Origin of the sequence: Fructobacillus sp. CRL 2054 (genome assembly GCF_028764065.1) — a bacterium.
Taxonomy (GTDB): Bacteria; Bacillota; Bacilli; order Lactobacillales; family Lactobacillaceae; genus Fructobacillus.
Window position 1 is genome coordinate 52,256 of sequence record NZ_JACOFN010000007.1, and the last position, 20,717, is coordinate 72,972.

At 44.8% G+C, this 20,717-nt stretch carries 19 protein-coding genes and 1 riboswitch; of the genes, 14 read left to right on the plus strand and 5 right to left on the minus strand.

What is annotated here, in order from left to right; all coding sequences use genetic code 11:
* The first annotated feature begins 83 nt into the window (after nucleotides 1-83).
* The 8 genes from glyA to H7198_RS04355 all read left to right on the plus strand — a co-directional run bounded on the left by glyA (nucleotide 84) and on the right by H7198_RS04355 (nucleotide 7,502).
* On the plus strand, nucleotides 84-1,316 hold the full coding sequence (gene glyA / locus H7198_RS04320) for a serine hydroxymethyltransferase (protein WP_274458555.1): 1,233 nt from the start codon (nucleotides 84-86) through the stop codon (nucleotides 1,314-1,316).
* 33 nt (nucleotides 1,317-1,349) lie between these two features.
* Complete coding sequence (locus H7198_RS04325) at nucleotides 1,350-1,898, plus strand: 5-formyltetrahydrofolate cyclo-ligase (RefSeq protein WP_274458556.1); 549 nt, start codon at nucleotides 1,350-1,352, stop codon at nucleotides 1,896-1,898.
* Nucleotides 1,899-2,003: 105 nt separating this feature from the next.
* On the plus strand, nucleotides 2,004-3,338 hold the full coding sequence (locus H7198_RS04330; protein ID WP_274458557.1) for a Y-family DNA polymerase: 1,335 nt from the start codon (nucleotides 2,004-2,006) through the stop codon (nucleotides 3,336-3,338).
* Complete coding sequence (locus H7198_RS04335) at nucleotides 3,331-3,741, plus strand: hypothetical protein (protein WP_274458558.1); 411 nt, start codon at nucleotides 3,331-3,333, stop codon at nucleotides 3,739-3,741. Before H7198_RS04330 ends, H7198_RS04335 begins: the two co-directional genes overlap by 8 nt.
* Entirely contained in the window at nucleotides 3,716-3,976 is a 261-nt protein-coding gene (locus H7198_RS04340; RefSeq protein ID WP_274458559.1) for a hypothetical protein, read from the plus strand. Before H7198_RS04335 ends, H7198_RS04340 begins: the two co-directional genes overlap by 26 nt.
* A gap of 98 nt (nucleotides 3,977-4,074) precedes the next feature.
* Entirely contained in the window at nucleotides 4,075-5,892 is a 1,818-nt protein-coding gene (gene spxB, locus H7198_RS04345) for a pyruvate oxidase (RefSeq protein ID WP_274458560.1), read from the plus strand.
* Nucleotides 5,893-6,008: 116 nt separating this feature from the next.
* Nucleotides 6,009-6,722: a 2,3-bisphosphoglycerate-dependent phosphoglycerate mutase gene (locus H7198_RS04350; RefSeq protein ID WP_274458561.1), complete on the plus strand. Its 714-nt coding sequence runs from the start codon at nucleotides 6,009-6,011 to the stop codon at nucleotides 6,720-6,722.
* 126 nt (nucleotides 6,723-6,848) lie between these two features.
* On the plus strand, nucleotides 6,849-7,502 hold the full coding sequence (locus H7198_RS04355; protein WP_274458562.1) for an NAD(P)-binding oxidoreductase: 654 nt from the start codon (nucleotides 6,849-6,851) through the stop codon (nucleotides 7,500-7,502).
* A gap of 41 nt (nucleotides 7,503-7,543) precedes the next feature.
* Here the strand turns inward: H7198_RS04355 and H7198_RS04360 are convergent, their stop codons facing one another.
* Nucleotides 7,544-8,233, minus strand: coding sequence for a YjjG family noncanonical pyrimidine nucleotidase (locus tag H7198_RS04360; RefSeq protein WP_274458563.1), 690 nt, complete (start codon nucleotides 8,231-8,233; stop codon nucleotides 7,544-7,546).
* Between the two features lie 176 nt (nucleotides 8,234-8,409).
* Here H7198_RS04360 and H7198_RS04365 point away from each other — a divergent pair, with 176 nt between their 5' ends.
* Nucleotides 8,410-9,411, plus strand: coding sequence for a YeiH family protein (locus H7198_RS04365; RefSeq protein ID WP_274458564.1), 1,002 nt, complete (start codon nucleotides 8,410-8,412; stop codon nucleotides 9,409-9,411).
* Between the two features lie 82 nt (nucleotides 9,412-9,493).
* Nucleotides 9,494-10,060, plus strand: coding sequence for an NAD(P)H-dependent oxidoreductase (locus H7198_RS04370; protein WP_274458565.1), 567 nt, complete (start codon nucleotides 9,494-9,496; stop codon nucleotides 10,058-10,060).
* Nucleotides 10,061-10,108: 48 nt separating this feature from the next.
* On the opposite strand, the gene H7198_RS04375 is transcribed toward H7198_RS04370, so the two are convergent.
* Nucleotides 10,109-11,284: an ammonium transporter gene (locus tag H7198_RS04375; RefSeq protein WP_274458566.1), complete on the minus strand. Its 1,176-nt coding sequence runs from the start codon at nucleotides 11,282-11,284 to the stop codon at nucleotides 10,109-10,111.
* A 131-nt stretch (nucleotides 11,285-11,415) separates the two neighbouring features.
* Nucleotides 11,416-12,696: an adenylosuccinate synthase gene (locus tag H7198_RS04380; protein ID WP_274458567.1), complete on the minus strand. Its 1,281-nt coding sequence runs from the start codon at nucleotides 12,694-12,696 to the stop codon at nucleotides 11,416-11,418.
* A gap of 210 nt (nucleotides 12,697-12,906) precedes the next feature.
* Between H7198_RS04380 and purB the strand changes: the two genes are divergently transcribed.
* From purB to H7198_RS04395, 3 genes are all read left to right on the plus strand, one after another.
* Complete coding sequence (purB, locus tag H7198_RS04385; protein ID WP_274458568.1) at nucleotides 12,907-14,202, plus strand: adenylosuccinate lyase; 1,296 nt, start codon at nucleotides 12,907-12,909, stop codon at nucleotides 14,200-14,202.
* Nucleotides 14,203-14,309: 107 nt separating this feature from the next.
* Nucleotides 14,310-15,098, plus strand: a complete 789-nt coding sequence (proB, locus tag H7198_RS04390; protein ID WP_274458569.1) for a glutamate 5-kinase — start codon at nucleotides 14,310-14,312, stop codon at nucleotides 15,096-15,098.
* Complete coding sequence (locus H7198_RS04395) at nucleotides 15,098-16,339, plus strand: glutamate-5-semialdehyde dehydrogenase (RefSeq protein ID WP_274458570.1); 1,242 nt, start codon at nucleotides 15,098-15,100, stop codon at nucleotides 16,337-16,339. Before proB ends, H7198_RS04395 begins: the two co-directional genes overlap by 1 nt.
* Nucleotides 16,340-16,537: 198 nt before the next feature.
* Here the strand turns inward: H7198_RS04395 and dapF are convergent, their stop codons facing one another.
* A complete protein-coding gene (gene dapF, locus H7198_RS04400; RefSeq protein WP_274458571.1) occupies nucleotides 16,538-17,515 on the minus strand; it encodes a diaminopimelate epimerase in 978 nt (325 codons plus the stop codon).
* 1 nt (nucleotide 17,516) lies between these two features.
* Complete coding sequence (locus tag H7198_RS04405) at nucleotides 17,517-18,893, minus strand: aspartate kinase (protein WP_274458572.1); 1,377 nt, start codon at nucleotides 18,891-18,893, stop codon at nucleotides 17,517-17,519.
* A gap of 177 nt (nucleotides 18,894-19,070) precedes the next feature.
* Nucleotides 19,071-19,250: riboswitch (Lysine riboswitch) on the plus strand.
* 101 nt (nucleotides 19,251-19,351) lie between these two features.
* Here H7198_RS04405 and lysA point away from each other — a divergent pair.
* Nucleotides 19,352-20,671: a diaminopimelate decarboxylase gene (gene lysA, locus H7198_RS04410; RefSeq protein ID WP_274458573.1), complete on the plus strand. Its 1,320-nt coding sequence runs from the start codon at nucleotides 19,352-19,354 to the stop codon at nucleotides 20,669-20,671.
* The last annotated feature ends 46 nt before the right edge of the window (nucleotides 20,672-20,717 follow it).

Genomic DNA, 20,717 nt, shown 5'->3' on the forward strand with positions numbered 1-20,717 from the left:
ATAGTTTGGTAAAGCTTTTTACATAACTATGGCAATTGTGCGTAGTTAATAGTCCGGATCACATACACGTAGGAGAAAAGCACATGACATTTATGCAACAAGACCCATTGGTCTTCTCAGGAATCGAACAGGAAGCGGCTCGTCAGAACCGCACCATTGAATTGATTGCCTCTGAAAACTTTGCCTCACCAGCCGTTCGCGCGGCCCAGGGCTCAGTTTTGACGAACAAGTACGCCGAGGGTTACCCATACAAGCGTTACTACGGTGGAACTGAATACGTCGATATCATTGAACAAGCGGCCATTGACCGTTTGAAGGCACTTTTCGGTGCTGAATATGCCAATGTGCAGCCACACTCAGGTTCACAGGCCAACGCGGCTGCCTACATGGCCTTCTTAAAGCCAGGCGACACGATTTTGGGGATGGACTTGGAAGCCGGGGGCCACTTGACTCACGGTGCCAAGGTTTCCTTCTCTGGTAAGGTTTACCATTCTGAATCTTACGGCTTGGACCCAGAAACAGAAGAATTGGACTACGATGCCATCTTGGAAAAGGCGAAGGCCGTTCAACCACAGATGATTGTCGCTGGTGCCTCTGCTTACTCACGTTTCATTGACTTTAAGAAGTTCCGTGAAATCGCTGACGAAGTTGGCGCCTTCTTGATGGTCGACATGGCTCACATCGCTGGATTGGTTGCCGCTGGCTTGCACCAGAACCCAGTGGGTATCGCCGACGTTGTAACGTCAACGACGCACAAGACTTTGCGTGGCCCACGTGGTGGGGTTATCTTGTCGCAAGAGAAGTATGCCAAGAAGATTAACTCAGCCATCTTCCCTGGATCACAGGGTGGTCCTTTGGAGCACGTGATTGCTGCCAAGGCCGTGGCCTTTGGAGAAGCTTTGCAGCCAGCTTTTAAGGACTATGCTAAGCAGATTATCGCCAACGCCAAGGCGATGGTCGAAGTCTTCAACGAAGCGGACACCATTCGCGTCGTTGCCGGTGGTACTGACAACCATCTCTTCAACTTGGACTTAACAGCCACTGGTTTGACTGGTAAGGAAGCCCAGGAACTTTTGGATGCTGTATCCATTACAACGAATAAGGAAGCACTTCCTAACGAACAGCGTTCACCATTCGTGACATCGGGTATCCGAATTGGAACACCATCTATCACAACCCGTGGCTTTGACGAAGCCGCCAGCCGTAAGGTGGCCCGTTTGATCGTTGGCGCCCTTGAAAATCCAAATGACGAGAAAGTTTTGAAGCAAATTAAGCGTGATGCTGAACATCTTGCTATGCAGCACCCAATGCCATAAGTCAACTTATGTTTTTATACTAAAATGACTGAATTGTTTAGTAAAAAAGACTGTCGAGTGCAGCAAAAGGCTTGCTTGAAAGAGTTAGCGGATCATCATCCAGCTGATAAAGTCGTCCAGGAAGCAAAGCTTTATCGTAAGCTCTTTTCTTCGGCCGGTTGGCGGTCGGCTGATGTAGTAGCCGTGACTAAATCGCTCCCATACGAGTTGAATACGGCAGTGATTATTGAACAGGCCTGGCGGGAAAACAAGACGGTGGCGGTGGCGCGAGTGGCTGAAGCGGGGCAGTTGGACTTTGTCCAAATTAGTCCAGAAACGACTTGGTCGAAACCTAATCGAATGGGTTTGACTGAACCGCTAGACGGCCAGGTACTGTCACTCGAGATAATCAATTTAATGCTCGTACCTGGTCTGGCCTTTGACTGTGCAAGCGGTCAACGTTTGGGCTTTGGTGGGGGCTATTATGACCGAATCTTAAAGGTTTTTACAGGACATAGCGTCGCCTTATGTCTAGCTGAACAGGCCCGCGCTGACTGGATGATAGACGATTTCGATCAACCTGTCCAAGAAATAATCAATTAAAACTTTTCAAAGAAGATGGTGAAAATCCATCTTCTTTTTTTCTTGCTAAAGCGAACATCTGTTCGTATAATAAAAAAGCACGGTATTTTGTATGAGGTAAGAACGATGGCAAGAACAATTCAAGATATTTATGCGAATGAAAAGCGGCGGGTTGTCTTTTTAATTGACTCAAAAAGCTTCTATGCCAGCGTGGAATGCGTGGAGCGGGGGTTGAATCCTTTAAAAGCGATGCTGGTGGTGATGTCCCACCAGGAGAACCTCAAGGGTGGCTTGGTCTTAGCTTCCTCACCGATGGCAAAGAAACGCCTGGGCATTTCGAACGTGACCCGGCAAAAGGACGTACCGGACATACCGAACCTGGTTAAAGCCGAACCACGCATGAACTTATACATACAAAAGAACCTTGAAATTAACAGTATCTACCAGCGCTACGTTGATGAAAAGCACTTGCTGGCATATTCCATTGATGAATCAATATTGGACGTCACCGACTTTTGGAAACTTTTCGGAAAGAGCCCCAAGGAAGTGGCTCAACGCATTCAAAAAGAGGTCCTAAAAGAAACGGGGATTTACCTGTCGGTCGGGATTGGTGATAGTCCAGTGATGGCAAAATTAGCCTTGGATTTAGCTGCTAAGTCCGACCCCCATTTATTAGCCGAATGGCACTATGAGAATCTGCCTCAAGTGCTATGGCCGGTTAGTGACTTCGGAAAAGTCTGGTCGATTGGTCGTAAGACTGCTAAGAAGTTGCAGGCATGGGGAATTAATACGGTTGGGGACTTGGCCCACTACAATCCCTATGTCTTGAAGAAGAAACTGGGCCTCATGGGGGAGCAACTCTTTGCCTTGGCCTGGGGAATTGACCGGTCCGACCTAGCAGAAGAAGTTCAAACGAAGAATAAGTCCTACGGTAACTCCCAGGTGCTGCCTTATAATTACCGCGACCGGGAATCAATCCGGGTCGTGATATTAGAAATGGCCGACCAAGTGGCCTCCCGTTTGCGTTCACATGGGGTCCGGGCCAGCCTGGTTAGCCTGTATCTCGGTTACGCTGAGGAGAAGATTGACTTTGACGAGCGGCATAGTCGTCGAACGGGCCTCCATCAGACCGTTCGAATTGAGCCTAGTAATCGAAGTGCTACCATGATGGCGGTCTTAGAAAAGCTCTTTAACCAGTACTGGAACGGGGAGCCGGTTCGTCACGTGGGGGTGACGATGGCAGACTTAGGGACAGATAAGGTACAGACCCTTTCGCTTTTTGAACCAGCACCAGAAGCAGCAGAGGAAAAACAGGACCCGGTTGACCAAGTGGTCGATCAACTGCGAAAGCGTTTTGGTTCTGCTGCCATTGTTCGTTCCCACTCCTTGGAGCACGGTGCCCGGGCGATTGAACGCGCCGGCTTAGTTGGCGGGCACAACGGAGGGAACACCTATGAGTAAGGATTTCTTAGAAGGGGAAGACTGGTTGGCCATGGTCCAGCAGTACTTTGAAAAGGACTATCGGGAGCGAGGTAAGGTAAAGTGGAACGGCTTCTTTTTGTCTGATCATACAGCCAAGCTAAAGGGGAAGAATCAAAAGGAGCAAGCGGCTAACCAGGCGGTTTGGTTAGAAGCCAGCTCGCTGGAGCATATCCAGCAGCAGGTTTATTCGGCTTACGAGCACTCACTTGTGCTCACGGTCCAAAAGAACCAGGTCGATTGTGATAACCGAATTCCTTTACCGCTTTTAGGAAAGGTTTCGGACTTTTATGCGGATGGCTTTTACTTAGAGGGTGAAGCCATTGATTGGGGCGAAGTACGGTATGCGGAGGTAAAAAATGGAAAATCAAGAATTAATTACTGAAGTAATCAAAAGTATTGAACCGCTCTTTAAAAAGAAGGCCAATGTCATTTACGAAATTCACATCGTTAACCAGCCCTTTGCGGATCAAATGAATATTTTCTTTGAGTGGGGAAGAATTGGTCATGCCACTATATCCCGGCAGATTAAGGCGGTTCATCACGTTGGGTTGGCCCAGGTCATGACTTTTCAAAGGGAATTAGAAAAGCGCCTGCCAATCACCATCCGTGTTGACTAAGGAACAAAATCTGACATCTGTTGAACTTTTTCTAAATAGTTTACATATATGAAATAATAAGACTATACTGGGGGTAAGCAAAGAACAGGAGATGTCTTATGTCAGAGAATACTGTAGCAGCAAGCGTCGCAATGTTAAAGGTTATTGAAGGATGGGGTGTTGACCACGTATATGGTTATCCCGGTGGATCATTCAACTCCACTTTGTCCGCTCTAACCGAGGAAAAAGATCGATTGAAGTACATTCAGATTCGTCACGAGCAGGTCGGTGCCTTTGCGGCAGCCGCCGATGCGAAATTGACGGGTAAGATTGGTGTGGCCTTTGCCTCAGCTGGCCCAGGTGCTACCAACTTATTGACTGGTTTGTACGATGCCCGTGAGGACCACGCGCCAGTTTTGGCCTTGGTTGGGCAGGCCGGTACCTCGGTAATGAATACGAACTTCTTCCAAGAGTTCAATGAAGATCCAATTTTTGAAGATGTGTCTGTCTACTGCCGTACCATCATGACGGCAGAGAGTTTGCCACACGTTGTGGACCAGGCTATTCGCCAGGCCTATAAGAATAAGGGCGTGGCCGTTGTTATTATCCCAAATGACTTAGGTTTCGAACAAATTCCAGACCTTCCATACGGTTCACACAGTGCCAGTGACGATAAAGTCGCCCCTAAGGTGCAGCCAACGGACCAAGAGGTCAAAGAGTTCTTACGCCTTGTCTCTCAGGCAAAGCGTCCTGTCCTACACGTTGGACGTGGTATTAAGGATGGTGGGGATGCCATCATCGACCTCTCTAAGAAATTACAAATTCCAATTGTTATGACTGGATTGGCCAAGGGTTATGTCGATGAGAGTTACGAAGGTAACCTCGGCATGTCGAACCGTGCCGCCCATAAGGCAGCCGATGAAATCATGGCTTCAGCGGATTTGTTGATTGCCGTCGGTGCGGACTTCCCATTCGCTGACGTCATTTATCAAACGCACCCAATGAAGTTTATTCAGATTGATAACGACCGTGTTGAATTAGGCCGTCACCACAATCTTGACTTGGGTATTTGGTCGGATGCAACCGAGTTTGTAAAGGCTGTCTTGACCAAAGCGGATCAAGTCGAAGAGCGTCCATTCATGAAAGCAGCGATTGCCGATAATTTGAACTGGCGTGACTACATGAAGAAGCAGGAAGATGGGGCTGTGAACCCAATCAAGCCCGCCTTCGTCTACCAGCAGGTCAACCGAATCGCTGAAGACGATGCCATCTTCTCAATTGATGTCGGGGATAATATCATTAACGCCTTCCGACACTTGCATGTTGGTAAGCGCCAAAAGATGGTTATTTCAGCACTCTTTGCTTCTATGGGAACCGGATTGCCTGGTGCTCTAGCTGCTAAGCTGTCCTTCCCAAACCGTCAAGCTATCCAAGTGGCGGGGGATGGTGCCTTCTCCATGATTATGCAAGATTTGATTACGGAACGTAAATACCACTTGCCAATTATTAACGTTATTACCTCAAACAAGGTGCTTGAATTCATTAAGTCTGAGCAAGATGACTTGCCAATGCACCGTTCAGGTATTGATTTGGAAGACCAGAACTTCGCAAAGATTGCTGAAGGAATGGGCGTAGAAGCCGTTCAAGTAACGGAAGCAGCTGACTTGCCACGTGCCTTCGACCAGGCCCTTCAAGTAACTAGGGAAGGCCGTCCATTCTTAATCGATGTGAAGGTGACACCTGCTCGTGCCTTGCCTGTCGAAGCCTTGCAGCTTCACCAAGAAAACGGTAAGTTCGTTGAAACAGTCAGTCCTAAGTACAACGCAAACTTCGATGTTGAGCAACCAAAGTCCGTTCGTGATTTCTTGGACTCATACGATGGTCAATCACTCAAGACTTTGCCAGAGTTCTTTGATGAATATGGTGTGACATTGTAAAAATCGATTATAAAAAAAGACGCTTCGGCGCCTTTTTTATTTTGAAAAGTCATTAGTCCTTGATTATGCTATAGCAGAAAGTGTAAAATAGGTCACAATCAAAAAAGGAGTTACATATGCCAACACTTGTCTTAATACGTCACGGTCAAAGTGAATGGAATCAAGCAAACCGCTTTAACGGTTGGATTGATACGCAACTTTCAAAAACTGGAAAAGAGCAGGCACGCGAAGCGGGACGCCTGCTGCAAGATCAGGAATTGCACTTTGCAAGGGCCTATTCTTCTGTTTTGTCGCGTACGATTATGACGGTAAACCGGGTGTTGGAAGAACTTGGACAGGCTTATGTTCCTCAGGTGAAAAGCTGGCGCTTGAACGAACGTCACTACGGCATTTTGCAGGGGGAAAACAAGGATGTGATGCGCGCTAAGTACGGTAAAGAACAAGTGCAAACTTGGCGCCGTTCTTACTCAGTTTTGCCACCGGCAGCACCTTTCTTGTCAAAAAAAGTGACCATTGATGGTCAAGTTTACCCATCCTTTGACCACCGTTACGCCGAAGTGCCATATGGTTTGTTACCAAAGAGTGAAAATATTCAGACGACGGAAGCGAGGGTAAAGCCTATTTTTGAAAGGGGCATCCTTGCTGACTTAAAGCGGGGAAAGGACGTCTTAGTGGTGGCCCATGGTACTTCTATTCGTGCTTTAACCAAGTTGATTGAAGGGTTGACGCCAGAAGAAGTGACTAAGATTGAAATTCCAAATGGTCAGCCAATTCTATATGACTTTTCAAACGATTTAACCATTAAGCAGAAGACAGTTTTATCTAAATAAAGAACAAAGGACGTGAAAACGTCCTTTTTATGTGGGGCGAAGTGAGACTTTGCAAAAGAAAGTGTCTTCTTTTATAATAGAAAACCTAACGGTAATTTTATAAAGTACAAGTAAACGGAGGTTCACATGGTAAATGTATTAGTGATTGGTGCGCACGGAAAAGTCGGACAGCTAGCAGTACAGGGCCTCGTATCAACAGGTGACCATGTTTACGCTGGATACCGAGAAGAAAAGCAGTTTGACACACTAGCTGTGCAAGACGGCTTAACGCCCATCTTATTTGATCTCAACATGTCGTCTACTGAAATGGCTGCGGTTATGAGAAAATATGATATTCAACAAGTTGTCTTTAGCGCGGGTGCTGGTGGTAAAGGTGGTGCCGAGCGAACGGCAGCCATTGATTTGGACGGAGCAGTCAAAGCCATGGAAGCCTCGAAGCGTGTTGGTATCGAGAAGTTCATCATGGTTTCAGCAGCCGGTGCCGATAACCGTGTTATTTGGGAGAAGTCCGGTATCTATACCTACTTTATGATGAAGCACTACGCGGATATGATTTTGCAGGGTTCCGGGTTGAACTACACCATTCTGCGACCAACAACGCTTTCTGATGAACCAGCTAGCGGTAAATTCAAGTTGTTAGATGACCAGGAGATGCCAACAAAATCGGTATCAAGAGCGGACGTTGCACAGATGATTGTGGAAGCGGTCCATAACCAGCGTATGAATCAGCAGGTTATTGCCTTTGAAAAGGGCGAGTCAGCGATTCAAAAACTATACTAAAAAATAACCCCCTAGCCAAAAGTGGCTAAGGGGCTTTTTCATTAAAACATTTCTGATAGTTCTTGGAGCGAGTGGGCAATTCGGTTGGGGTGAATGCTTTCTGGGAGTTCTTTTTGCGTTAAGTTTAGCCAGATTGTTTCAATTCCAGCGTTTTGACCACCGAGCATGTCGGAGTAGAGCCCATCCCCAATCATAATCGTATTTTCCTTATCGACGTCAGGACGACTAGCAAAGATCTTTTCAAAGAAGAGAGCGTCGGGCTTGGCCACGCCTAGCCCTTCGGATGTAAAGATTTGGTCGAAGTAGGGCATGAGCCCGGTTTCCTTTAAACGACGTAGCTGTGTTTCTTCCTGGCCGTTAGTACCGGCAAGAATACGATAACGACCGTGCAGATTTTGTAATAATTCTTTTGCGCCATCCAACATGCGATAGTTGTGATCACGAAGGTAGGCGTAGTCTGCTTCCATTTGCTTCGCATCCACTTGGTCTGCTAGCTTTAGTTCTGCCAAAGTCTTTGGGAAACGTTCCTTAAAAATGGTATCGCGTTCAATGGTTTTCATCTCGTATTGGTACCAGAGATTGCTGTTGATGGCTTGGTAGGTGCTAAGCGCCTCTTCGAGCGCATCCCCTGAAAGCTGTGCATGTTTTTGAACGAGTTCTTTAATATCAGCTACTTCGCCACCTTTAAAATCGAGTAGCGTATCGTCTAAGTCAAAAATTAGGGTTTGCATGAAATAAAAGTCCTCCAAAAGATATCACGAATGCTTATATTATAGCAGCTGGTAATCAGGAGAAAGTTGGTGCCACATAAACTTAGTAAATTATTAAATTCACTTGAAATCATTCTGACTTAGGTGTTTAATGAAATCCGTTGCTTTTATCAAAAAATTGTAAGGAAGAGAAGACTATGAAAATCAAAAAAGAACAGGTGAGAGGAATTATTCTCGTACTGATTCTTTCCGCTTTGTCCCAGTTCTTTGCCCGCTTTTTACCGCAGCTCGGTGCAGAAGGAATTGCCATGATTTTGGGAATCATCCTCGGTAATACTTTGTTAACATCGGCAAGCTATGCTTCTGGTGTGAAGTGGTCCGAAAAGTACCCAATTGAAATTGGAATTGCACTTCTTGGGTCGACTTTGACCTTCGAAACAATTGCCAAGTTGGGCTACCAGGGTGTTTTGTTCATTATCGTGAACATGGCCTTGGTGATTGGAACGGTTTTCTTGTTGGGACGCTATGTCTTCAAGGTATCACTATCAGAAACAATGCTGATGGCTGCTGGGAACGCCGTCTGTGGTTCATCCGCCATTGCCGGTGTCGCCCCAGCGATAAACGCCAAGGATGATGATCGTCGTACGGCGGTTGCCACGGTGTCTTTGACGGGAATGCTTTTGCTTTTGACTTTACCAGCCTTAAGCCACGTCCTATTTGGTAGCCATGATTTCTTAACTGGTGCCTTGGTTGGTGGAACGGTTCAATCAGTTGGACAAGTTGTTGGAACGGCTTCTTTGATTAACCCAAAGGTTGTCACTTACGCGACACTCTTCAAGTTGCTCCGTGTCATGATGCTAGTGGTTGTTGTCATCTCTTTTGCCACCATTGCGAAGAAGGCTTCAGCAGAAGAAGTGGTAGAAGACGAAAAGAAGGCCAAGAACAAGTTACTTCCTTGGTACATCATCGCCTTTATCATCTTGCTTGTTATCAACTCACTGGCTACGCTACCAAGCGCTATTCACAACGTAGCGCACGGAATTTCTTCCTTCTTTGGCGTGGTCAACTTGGCCGCCATCGGATTGAATTTAAAGTGGACAGTCATTAAGAAGTCTGGGGCAAAGTTCTTGTCCTTCGGCTTCGTCGTTGGGCTCTGCCAAGTTATTCTTGCCATTGTCTTGATTAGGTTATTCTTTTAAAACACTTTGAGGTAGCGCTTGGGCGCTGCCTTTTTTGATATAATAAAAACAAATCAAGACAGGGTGTAGGGGAGAAAAATTCATGAAGTTGTTAGTAATTCAGGGTCATCCGGATAGCGAATCCTTTACGCATGTAAATGCGATGAACTATATCGAAAGCGCGAAGGCAGCAGGACACGAAGTGACAGTGATTGATCTATCAGATACTGACTTTAACCCTAATCTGGCCTTTGGATATCGCCAGCACATGGCAGACGAGTCAGTTTCAAATCGTTTCCAAAAGCTAATTAAGGAATCTGACCACTTGGCCTTCTTCTTTCCAGTTTGGTGGGGAGCAGAACCTGCTCTTTTAAAGGGCTTTCTAGACCGGACTTTGACACCCGGTTTCGCCTATCACTACCAGTCACCAACTAAGATTGACCAGCTATTAAAGGGGAAGACGGCGGATTTGTTTATCACGAGCCGTGGACCCGCTTGGTTTACGAAATCATTATTCGGTTCAGTAGTCTACCGTTGGAAGCGCCTTGTCCTTGGTTTTACCGGTATTAAAGTTAAAAAAGTACTGGTAATGGGGAATATGAATACCAAAAAGAGTAGTGAAAGAAAGCGGAAAGACTTTATTAACCGATGTGCTGATACTGTTAAATAAAAAAGAGCTAACCTAAATTGGTTAGCTCTTTTTAAATATACTTATTGATTAGTTTAATCCTTTTTCTTCAGTTGCTTCATCCACACGAAGTGTTCCACTAAAGAAGAAGGCCAATACTTTGGCAATGATGTATGAAACGAGGGCGGTAAAGATAATTGTAATTAGGACAGCCATTGCCTGTTCGCCAAGCAAAGACCAACTACCTTGAATTAATCCAGCAGCAGTTGATCCGAATTCTTTACTAGCAAATACCCCGGTAAGAAGAGCGCCGAGAATTCCACCGACACCGTGGATACCGAATGCATCCAATGTGTCATCGTATCCGCACTTTGCTTTCAAAGTGGTGAGTGACCAGTGAATAACAGGGGCAACAAGAATTCCAAAGATTAGAGAAGCCCATGGGGCTACGAATCCGGCAGCTGGGGTGATAACAACGAGTCCGGCTAGAGAACCGTTAAAGAGGTCTGATACTGTGACGACTTTGTTCTTACGGTAGGCGATGTAAGCGTAAACCAGCATGGCTGTTGCAGAAGCAACACCTGTGTTAATGATGGCTGAAATGGCTTGCCCGTTGGCTGACAAGGCAGAACCACCGTTAAATCCGAACCAACCGAGCCAGAGAAGAAGACCACCGACAAAAGTGAAGGAATCTTTACTCTTTGGTGTCACCATCTTGTGGCGGGCACCGAGTACGAGAGCTAGTGTCAATCCTGTTACACCAGAAGAAATGTGAACGACCGTACCACCGGCAAAGTCAATCGCACCAAGTTGGGCAATGAATCCGTTATCCCAAACCATGTGAGCAAGTGGCGCGTAGACAAGCACCAACCAGAAGCTTAAGAATGCTAGGAGGGCAGTTGTTTTCATACGTCCAACAATCGATCCGGTAATAATCATCACCGTGATGATGGCAAAGGTTCCTTGGAAGAAGGCGAAGCCTGCATCCGGAATCGTTAAAGCACGAGTTGTATGATCTAACGAAACACCGTTTAAGAAGAGATGCTTGAAAATATCGTTTAAGTTGTTTGTACCTGGGAAGGCAAACGAGTATCCGAGGGCCAACCAGAGAACACTGACTAGACCAATTACAATTAATCCAAGGCGCAATGTGTAGAAACGATTTTTCTCTTCTGCAACACCTGCGTAGAACAGTGCTAAGCCTGGGGTCATTAACCAGACTAAGAGTGATGAAACTAGGACGAAAGCTATATCTCCTGAACTCATTGTAGTATTTCCTTTCAAATGACGATTTCTAATATAAATAGTACTTTACGACATTTTTAGCTATACCAATTAAATTTCGGGAACTTTTCTGACATTAGGGTATAAAAAAAGCACTCCATGAGTGCTTTTGTTTACCAAATTTTAGTTAGGATATGCGTTGCTTCACGTTCTGGACCAACCGCAAAGGTGTGGAGAGGAATACCAACAAGTTCGGAAACCTTCTCAAGGTAGTGACGAGCGTTTTCTGGTAACTCGTCAATTGATTGAACCTTGGTAATGTCTTCCGTCCAACCGGGCATCTCTTCGTAGATTGGCTCGCAGCGGGCAACATCGCGGTTGTTAGCTGGATAGTGATCAATAACTTTGCCATCTAAACGATAGGCAGTAGCGATTTTAATCGTATCGATTCCAGTTAGGACGTCCAGACAGTTCAATGAAAGCTGTGTCATACCGGAAATACGGACGGCGTGTCGTAGAACGACAGTATCCAGCCAGCCGATACGACGGGGACGCTTCGTAACCACACCGTATTCATGGGCAACTTCACGGATGTGAGCGCCAATTTCGTTTTCCAACTCAGTTGGGAAGGGACCTTCACCAACGCGAGAAGTATAGACTTTGGCAACACCGACTACTTCGTTAATTCGCTTAGGACCGATTCCTGAACCAACGGTTGCACCACCGGCAATTGGGTTAGAAGAGGTAACGAAGGGGTAGGTTCCCTGGTCAATATCAAGCATTGAACCCTGAGCACCTTCGAAAAGAACCTTCTTACCCTGATCAAGGGCATGGTTAATGAGGTAGGAAGAATCGGTTACCATTTCCTTCATTCGTTGTCCGAATTCGACGTACTCTTCATAAATATCGTCAAAGTCAAGCGCTTCAGCGCCGTATAACTTTGTTATTAATTCATTCTTTAAGTCTAATGTGTTTTTTAGAGCTTCTTTGAAAGTCTCAGGATCAACTAAGTCGCATACTCGAATACCAATTCGCTCGACTTTGTCCATGTAGGCTGGGCCGATACCTTTTTGAGTAGTACCAAGCTGGTGAGCCTTTCGTTCTTCTTGCAAGTGGTCTAACAAACGGTGGTAGGGCATAATCACCTGGGCACGGTCTGAGATCTTTAAGTTATTGACAGTCACGCCATGCTCTTTTAAATAGGCAATTTCATTAAAGAGCGTTTCGGGATTTAAGACGACACCGTTTCCAATCACGTTGGTGACATTTGGTAGAAGAATTCCGGATGGAATAAGTTGAAGGTGAATCTTTTCATCCCCAAGAACCAGGGTATGACCGGCGTTGTCGCCACCTGAATAACGGACGACGTAATCGGCCTTTTGGCTTAAGAAGTCGGTAATTTTACCTTTTCCTTCATCGCCCCACTGACTTCCGACAATAACTGTTGCTGGCATGTAACTTGCTCCTTTTTTCCGGTCGCTTTTTATGACCAAAATTAATAATATCGAAGTGTTTACGAAAATACAAGGTCTATTTTAGTCCATTGTTCGTGTTTAAATATTTAAAAAGGACTATTATTCTCATTTTTGTAGCAAATATCAAAACTATTGTTCGTTTTTTGTGCTAAAATGACATTATTCGAAGAAAAATAGAGGACACTTTTTATGTTGCCACGTTATGCAAAAGCCGAAATGCGCCAAATCTGGTCGATGGAAAACCAGTATCGCACTTGGCTAGATGTTGAAATTGCCATTGATGAAGCCTGGGCGAAGCAAGGATTGATTCCTGCCGAGGACTTAAAGAACATCCAAGAGCATGCCGACTTTGATGTTAACCGTATTCAAGAGATTGAAACACAGACCCATCATGATGTGGTGGCCTTTACACGTGCGGTGTCGGAAACTTTGGGCTCTGAAAAGAAGTGGATTCACTACGGTGTAACGAGTACGGATGTTGTGGATACGGCGAATGGGCTGCGACTAAAGCAGGCCAACAGCATCATTAAAGAGGACCTGAAGAATTTACATGAGTTATTGAAAGAACAAGCCCTTCAGTATAAAGAAACTGTCATGATTGGGCGTACACACGGGGTACACGCTGAACCAACGTCTTGGGGCTTCAAATTGGCCCGTTGGTATGATGAAATCACACGTCAAATGAAACGCTTTGATGAGGCATCAGCTGCTGTTGAAGTGGGCCAAATCTCTGGGGCTGTGGGGACTTTTGCAAACATCTCGCCCGAAGTGGAAGAATATGTTTGCCACAAATTAGGATTAGGTGTGCAGCCAATTACAAGTCAAGTTTTGCCACGTGATTTACATGCTAATTACATGGCGACCATTACCTTGATTGGTTCTTCTTTGGAAAGTTTTGCGACTGAGATTCGTTCACTCCAACGAACTGAGATTCGAGAGGTCCAAGAATTCTTTGATAAGAAGCAAAAGGGTTCTTCTGCCATGCCTCACAAGCGAAACCCGATTGGTTGTGAAAACATCTGTGGCTTGTCACGTGTGCTTCGCGGATACGTGATTCCATCATATGAAGACATCGCACTTTGGCACGAACGTGACATCTCACATTCTTCTGTTGAGCGAATTCTCTTCCCTGATGCAACCAGTCTTTTGGATTACATGCTCAAGCGTTTTACAAACATCTTGCGGAAGTTAGAAGTCTATCCAGAACGCATGAAGGCAAATATGAACCACACGGGTGGTTTGATTTACAGCCAACGCGTTTTGTTAAAGTTAATTGATCAGGGCTTGAGTCGAGAGGCTGCTTACGACATGGTGCAGCCACTAACTGCTCGCGCTTGGGATGAAGGATTATCCTTTGAAAAGTTGGTCCATGAATCAGACAAAATTGGCCAGTATTTGACGAAAGAGGAGTTAGATGACGCCTTCGATTATCGTTATCACCTTCGTCGAATCGACCAAGTTTACAAGCGCTTAGGAATCGAATAAATTTTTAAATCAAAAAGCAGGAATTTCCTGCTTTTTTTGTATTATAAAAGCCTAGCCAGAAGCCTTTTTACTGCTATAATAAAATAAAAAACGCTGAGGAAAATAAAATGGCAAAATGGCAACGAATTGTTGTAAAAGTCGGGACGAGTACCATTGTAGATAAGAATGGAAAAGTGAATTACCCGGTGATTAACCGTTTGGCACAGGTGCTAACTTCCTTGCAAAATGAAGGGCGTGAAGTACTCTTTGTCACGTCTGGCGCCATCGGTGTCGCCATTGACCAAATGGGACTCGCCACACGTCCGAAAGAGATTCCAGAGCAGCAAGCCTTGGCTGCCATTGGCCAGGGTTATCTGATGTCCATCTACAACCAGTCCTTTGCTTTTTATAAGCAGACGGTGGGACAAGTTCTTTTGACCTATGATGTCTTTGAAAATCCAGGTATGCTAGCCAATACCAAGCAGGCAATCCAACAGCTCTTCGACAATAAGGTCATCCCAATCATTAACGAAAACGACGTGATTGCCGTTGATGAGCTGGATCACCAACATTCATTTGGTGATAATGACCATTTAGCAGCCTTAGTCGCTGATGAAATTGATGCTGATTTGATTATTTTGTCGGACGTGGATGCTCTTTATACGGCCAATCCTAATCTGGACCCGAACGCGAAGGCGATGCACTACGTTGCTGAAATCACCGATGAAATTCGCCAAGCCGCCACTGGTTCAACTTCTGGTCTTGGTACCGGCGGCATGACTACCAAGTTGGCTGCAGCAGAGTACATGATGAAGCAGGGCCATCGAATGGCTTTGGTGAATGGGAATAATCCCGACAACATCCTTTCTGTCATTGCAGGAGATGAAGTTGGTACGCACTTTGAAGGAGAAATGTGATGACAGTTGTTGAACAAATGGGTGCTTTGGCCAAAGTCGCTAGCCAGCAAATTGCTTCTTTAAGTGATAATCGGCGTAATGATGTTTTAAAGGCGATGGCCACGGCTTTAACTGAAAACGAAGAAGCTATTATTGAGGCTAATCAGGCCGATTTGGCCCATGCAGAAGGTTTGTCTGCACCAATGCGGAATCGTTTGACAGTGGATAGCGCTGTCTTGCAGGGTATTGCAACTTCGTTGTCTGCTGTTGCGACTTTACCAGACCCATTGGCTGGCCCTTATGAAAAATGGCAGCATCAAAGTGGCTTTGACATTGTGAAAAAAACAGTGCCTTTGGGTGTTGTGGCCATGGTCTACGAGGCACGACCAAACGTCACCGTTGATGCTGCAGCGCTTTCCATTAAATCTGGAAATGCCGTTATTCTTCGTGGCGGGAAAGAGGCGATTCGAACGAACGTTGCCTTAGCGAAAGTTCTTCGTACCGTCCTAGAAGAAAAGGGCTTGAACCCAAACATCGTTCAGCTGATTGAAGACACTTCTCATGAGAGTGTAAACGAGCTATTGGGAATGAGAAAGTACGTTGACGTACTTATTCCGCGCGGTTCTAGAAGTTTTATCGATTTTGTTGTAAAAAATGCGACGGTTCCGGTTATTGAAACTGGTGCCGGTAACACGCACATCTTTGTGGACGATTCTGCTAAATTTGATGAAGCAATTCAGGTTATCGTGAACGCGAAAACGTCAAAACCAGCTGTCTGCAATTCGGCTGAAAAGCTGTTAATTCACGAAGCCATTGCGGCGGACTTTTTGCCAGCAGTTGCCTCGGCTCTTATTGAAAAAGGAGTCGAATTACGCGGTGATGATATTTCACAAAGTATCGATTCTCGTATCAATAAAGCCAGTGATGAAGACTGGGATATGGAATATAACGATCTGATTATGGCGATTAAAATTGTCCGAAACGTGGACCAAGCTATTGATTGGATTAATGAACATACGACCCACCACTCAGAAACGATTCTTTCAGAAAACAAGGAACACGTGGCGAACTTCATGAACCAGGTAGATGCCGCTGTCGTTTACCAAAACGTTTCCTCACGTTTCACGGATGGTTTCGAATTTGGCTTTGGAGCTGAAATTGGGATCTCCACACAGAAGTTGCACGCCCGTGGCCCCATGGGCTTGCCCGCACTAACAACGATTAAGTATGAAGTATTTGGTGATGGCCAAGTACGAAATTAAAAAATCTGTATAAGAAAAACATGTTCTCAATTTGAGAGCACGTTTTTTTGTGGTAACAGTTTTCATAAAAAAAACCGTCGCTGACTGACGACAGTTTGAAAAGAAGTGAGAACCTCTTTTTGGCTTCTTTATACGGTTACTATAACACGACAAAAATATTCTTCCAAATAGTTGTTTTCAAGACTAATCCACTCTTTTTTAAAGCGACTCTACAAAGGCCTGATAGGCCGTTTCTTCATTCGTTTTAGTAATTGTGAAATTTGATTCTTCCAACTTAGCTTGATGCAAATCAGATTCATCTAAGGAGACTTTATCTAAGAAAGTCGCATTCCCGATTAATTCAATCCAAGGATGCTCGGCATTAGGATGGACATTCGTCTTCACCATGCCACCGGGGTTGAAGACAGAAATTGATTGGCTGAGATCAATCATTTCTGGATGAATCAAAGCAAAGGCGAAGGAAGTGGCGGACATCCCCGTTCCACAAGCGTTAGTAAAGCCAACACCGCGTTCGAAGGTACGGACAAAGAGCTTGTTTGGCCCTAATATCTTAGCGAAGTTAACGTTCACGCCATCTGGGAAGTATTGGTTCTTACCGTTCAATCGCTGGCCAATTTCACCAAGTGTTTCCTTTAAATCCTGGTCACTGTCAACAAAGGAAATCAAGTGAGGGTTCGGCACAGCAATTGCTGTAAATGATAGGTGATCATTAATTGCTGGAAGTTTTTCATTCACAATGTTATCAAACCCTAGGTTATCAAAGGGAAAGGCTTCTTTGTTAAAGAGGACAGGGGAGATTTCAACTGAAAAGGCAGGTACGCCTTTAGCGAAATCTGCTGCCTGGGCAACCCGTAAATCGGCTTCTGCCGTTTCGACAGTGAACTCTTTTTGACCAGTCTTCTCAGACAGATAGCGAGTTACTGTTCGTAAGCCATTCCCACACATCGAAGCAATACTACCATCGGCGTTGACAACGGTCATCTTACCGACTGGACCTGAATGAGTTGGTTCATCAACGACTAGAATGCCGTCAGCACCCGGCCAAAAAGCATTCTTTTGACAGAATTTCTGAGCTAAAGCAACCAATTCATCATGCACTAGTGGTGTATTCAGTTCGGTTTGATCAAGGATATAGAAATGGTTATGGGAACCGTGGACATGAATTAAATCGACCATTTTAGGCCTCCTCTTTGTTTTGGTTAAAGAAGTGTTGGTAAATTAAGGATACCGCTTTTTTACCGTAGGCGCGTTTTGTTCCAAGCATGGTTGAGATTTGAGATGCTCCCTGGTTAATCATGTTAATTGGCACACCGTTATTAGTTAGAGAGGCAATCGCGTCGGTAATAATCGTTGGCTTTTTAAACATTCCTTCCCCAACAATCATAATAATGGTATAGTCGTCAATCCATTGCATGACGTCGGGATTTAAAGCGTCTTTAATATCGGCACAAAGCCGTTCAATCATTTCTTCGTTCAGCTGGCGGTTGTCAAAAATCACAGTCAAATCATCAATACCAGAAGGCATGTGCTCATAAGAGATATCGTACTTGTAGAAAATCTGTAGAAGTTTCAGAGTCATTCCAACTTCTTGGTTTAGCAAGTAACGGTGTAAGTATAGGGCAGAGAAGTGATCAGAATTGGTTACACCCGTAATTGGGTACTCCGCTTCAAAGTCCTTTTCAGGAACAATTAAAGTTCCTGGGTCTTCTGGCCGGTTAGTGTTCTTCACGTTGATGGTCACTTGACCTTGAATTGCTGGAATGATGGCTTCATCATTGAAAACGGAGAAGCCGGAATATGATAGTTCCCGCATCTCACGGTAGGTCATCTGCTTAATGGAAACTGGTTCATCGATGATGTGGGGGTTTGCCACATAAACCGCTGATACATCGGTAAAGTTTTCGTATAATTTGATTCCGAGTCCACGAGCGACAATCGAACCAGTAATATCTGATCCCCCACGGGCGAAAGTTGCCATTTGCCCGTTTTTTGTCATGCCATAAAAACCAGGGACAACAATAATTTCATCGTCAGAATAGTCGAATTTATTCAAATTGGTATAGCTTTCTTCAAGGACTGATGCTGCGTCAGGATGGCCTTCAACAAGGAGGCCGAGTTCTGCTGGTCCCGCAAAGCGAGCTTTGTGTCCTAATTGGTTCAAAACCATAGCCATTAAAATGGCATTTAGGTGTTCACCATGCGCTTTAAAATAAGCTAAACGATAGTCAATATCACCAGAAAAACTACTTGAAAGATTTGAAATAATATTGGCAATCTTAGCGAAGTCCTTTTCTGAAATTTTAAAGTATTCCGCAATGTTTTGATAGCGGGAAATCAATTCTTTTTGGACTGCTAAGAAATCAGCACTACCTGGTTCACTCTTGGCATACTGTATGAGTAAATCGGTGACTTTGGTATCAATGTCAAAACGCTTTCCTGGAGCAGAAACCACTACAAAACGACGGTCAGGGTCCGCTAACACGATGTTAACAACCTTTTCGTACTGTTCGCCGTTAGCTAGTGACGATCCGCCAAACTTAACAACTTTTGCCATATTCTCATTCTCCTCTAGGCTTTTTATAATCTGATTGCATTGTATCAGCACTTTTTTAAGAAACAAGAGGGACTACTTGTCGAAAGTAATCTTTTTTTGAGCCAATAGATGAAGAAATAAAATTAAAAATATTTTAATAAAAAGGGTTGACGGATTCTAAAAACTGTTTTAATATTTAGACATCGAAGAGGTTGCGACCACGATGAGTAAATTAGTCGAGTTCCTGTGTGAACGATGACGCTAGTTGAAAGGCACGGTTGCCGAAGCGCTTTAGTAGCACAGGCTAAAGTAAGCTGGGACATCGTTTAATAGGCGATGGACTGTCACGAGTAAAATCGTGGTGCGCTTTCGACAATTGAAACCAGTTAATTTTTTATGAACCATTGGATTCTCTTGTATGAAGTGTAAACCACTTCGTACAGGAGTTTTTTTTATGCCAACTTAAGGGAGATTAAAAAATGAACGAGCAAATTGAAAGCAATCAAATTAATTCAGCCGGACATTTGATGATTGGCGGCTGCGATGCCGTTGAATTAGCAAATGAATTCGGTACGCCTGTACTGGTTTACGATACTGCAGCAATTCGGAATCAAATTGAACGATTCCAAGAAGTCTTCACTCAAAACGATGTGGACTACGCCGTCTGCTATGCAAGTAAGGCCTTTGCTAACACAGCCATGTATCAATTAGTCAACCAAATGGACTGCCACATTGATGTGGTGTCCGAGGGAGAAATGAAAATGGCCATGCACGCTGGCTTCCCGGCTTCGCGTATGACTTTTCATGGAAATAACAAATCAGCCGAAGAATTACGTTTAGCAGTGACATCCGGTATTGGCGTTATCGCCTTGGACAACTTCCATGAGATTCGTTTATTAAGTCAAATTTTGGAAGAGACAGATCAGCACGTTGATGTCATCTTACGAATCACACCAGGTATTTCAGCCCACACCCACGAATATATTCAAACCGGTCAGGTCGATAGTAAGTTCGGCTTTGATCTTGAGTCTGGTCAAGCGGAAGAAGCACTTCAAGAAGTTCTGAAAGAAGAACGGATGAACATGCTTGGGGTACACGCTCACATTGGTTCACAGATTTTTGAACTAGCTGGTTTTGAAGGAGAGGGTGAAAAGCTCGTTGACTTAGCCGCTAGTTGGGAAAAGAAGTACGGTTATCAGACAAAAGTCTTAAACGTAGGTGGTGGATTCGGTATTCGTTACACCTCCGATGATCGCCCATTGGCACCACAGGACTTTGTTAACACCATCATCCAGACCATCAAGGCTCGCACTAAGAAACTTGGCATTGCGACACCAGCCATTTGGATTGAACCAGGACGTTCCATTGTAGGACCTGCTGGCTACAGCCTTTACACCATCGGGTCTCGTAAAGACGTGCCTGGTATCCGTTCCTATCTTGCAGTTGACGGTGGCATGGGCGATAATATTCGTCCAGCCCTCTACGATGCGAAGTATGAAGCGGTTTTGGCCAACGACCCAGCCGCTGAAACTGTTGAAACGGTTCACGTTGCCGGAAAGTTCTGTGAGTCAGGTGACATCTTGATCCAAGAACAAGCTTTGCCAGCAACAAAGCCTGGCGATATCTTGGCTGTCCTAAACACTGGAGCTTACGGTTACTCAATGGCTTCGAACTACAACTTGAATCCAAAACCAGCGATTGTCTTTGCGGAAAACGGGAAAGCAACATTGGTCACCCGTCGTGAGCGAATCGAAGATTTGGAAGCACTTGATTTCAATCTCGATGGTTCAAGTAATTAAAAAGAAACAAATAACTAACAAGAAGTTAACAAAAAGACTATTAATA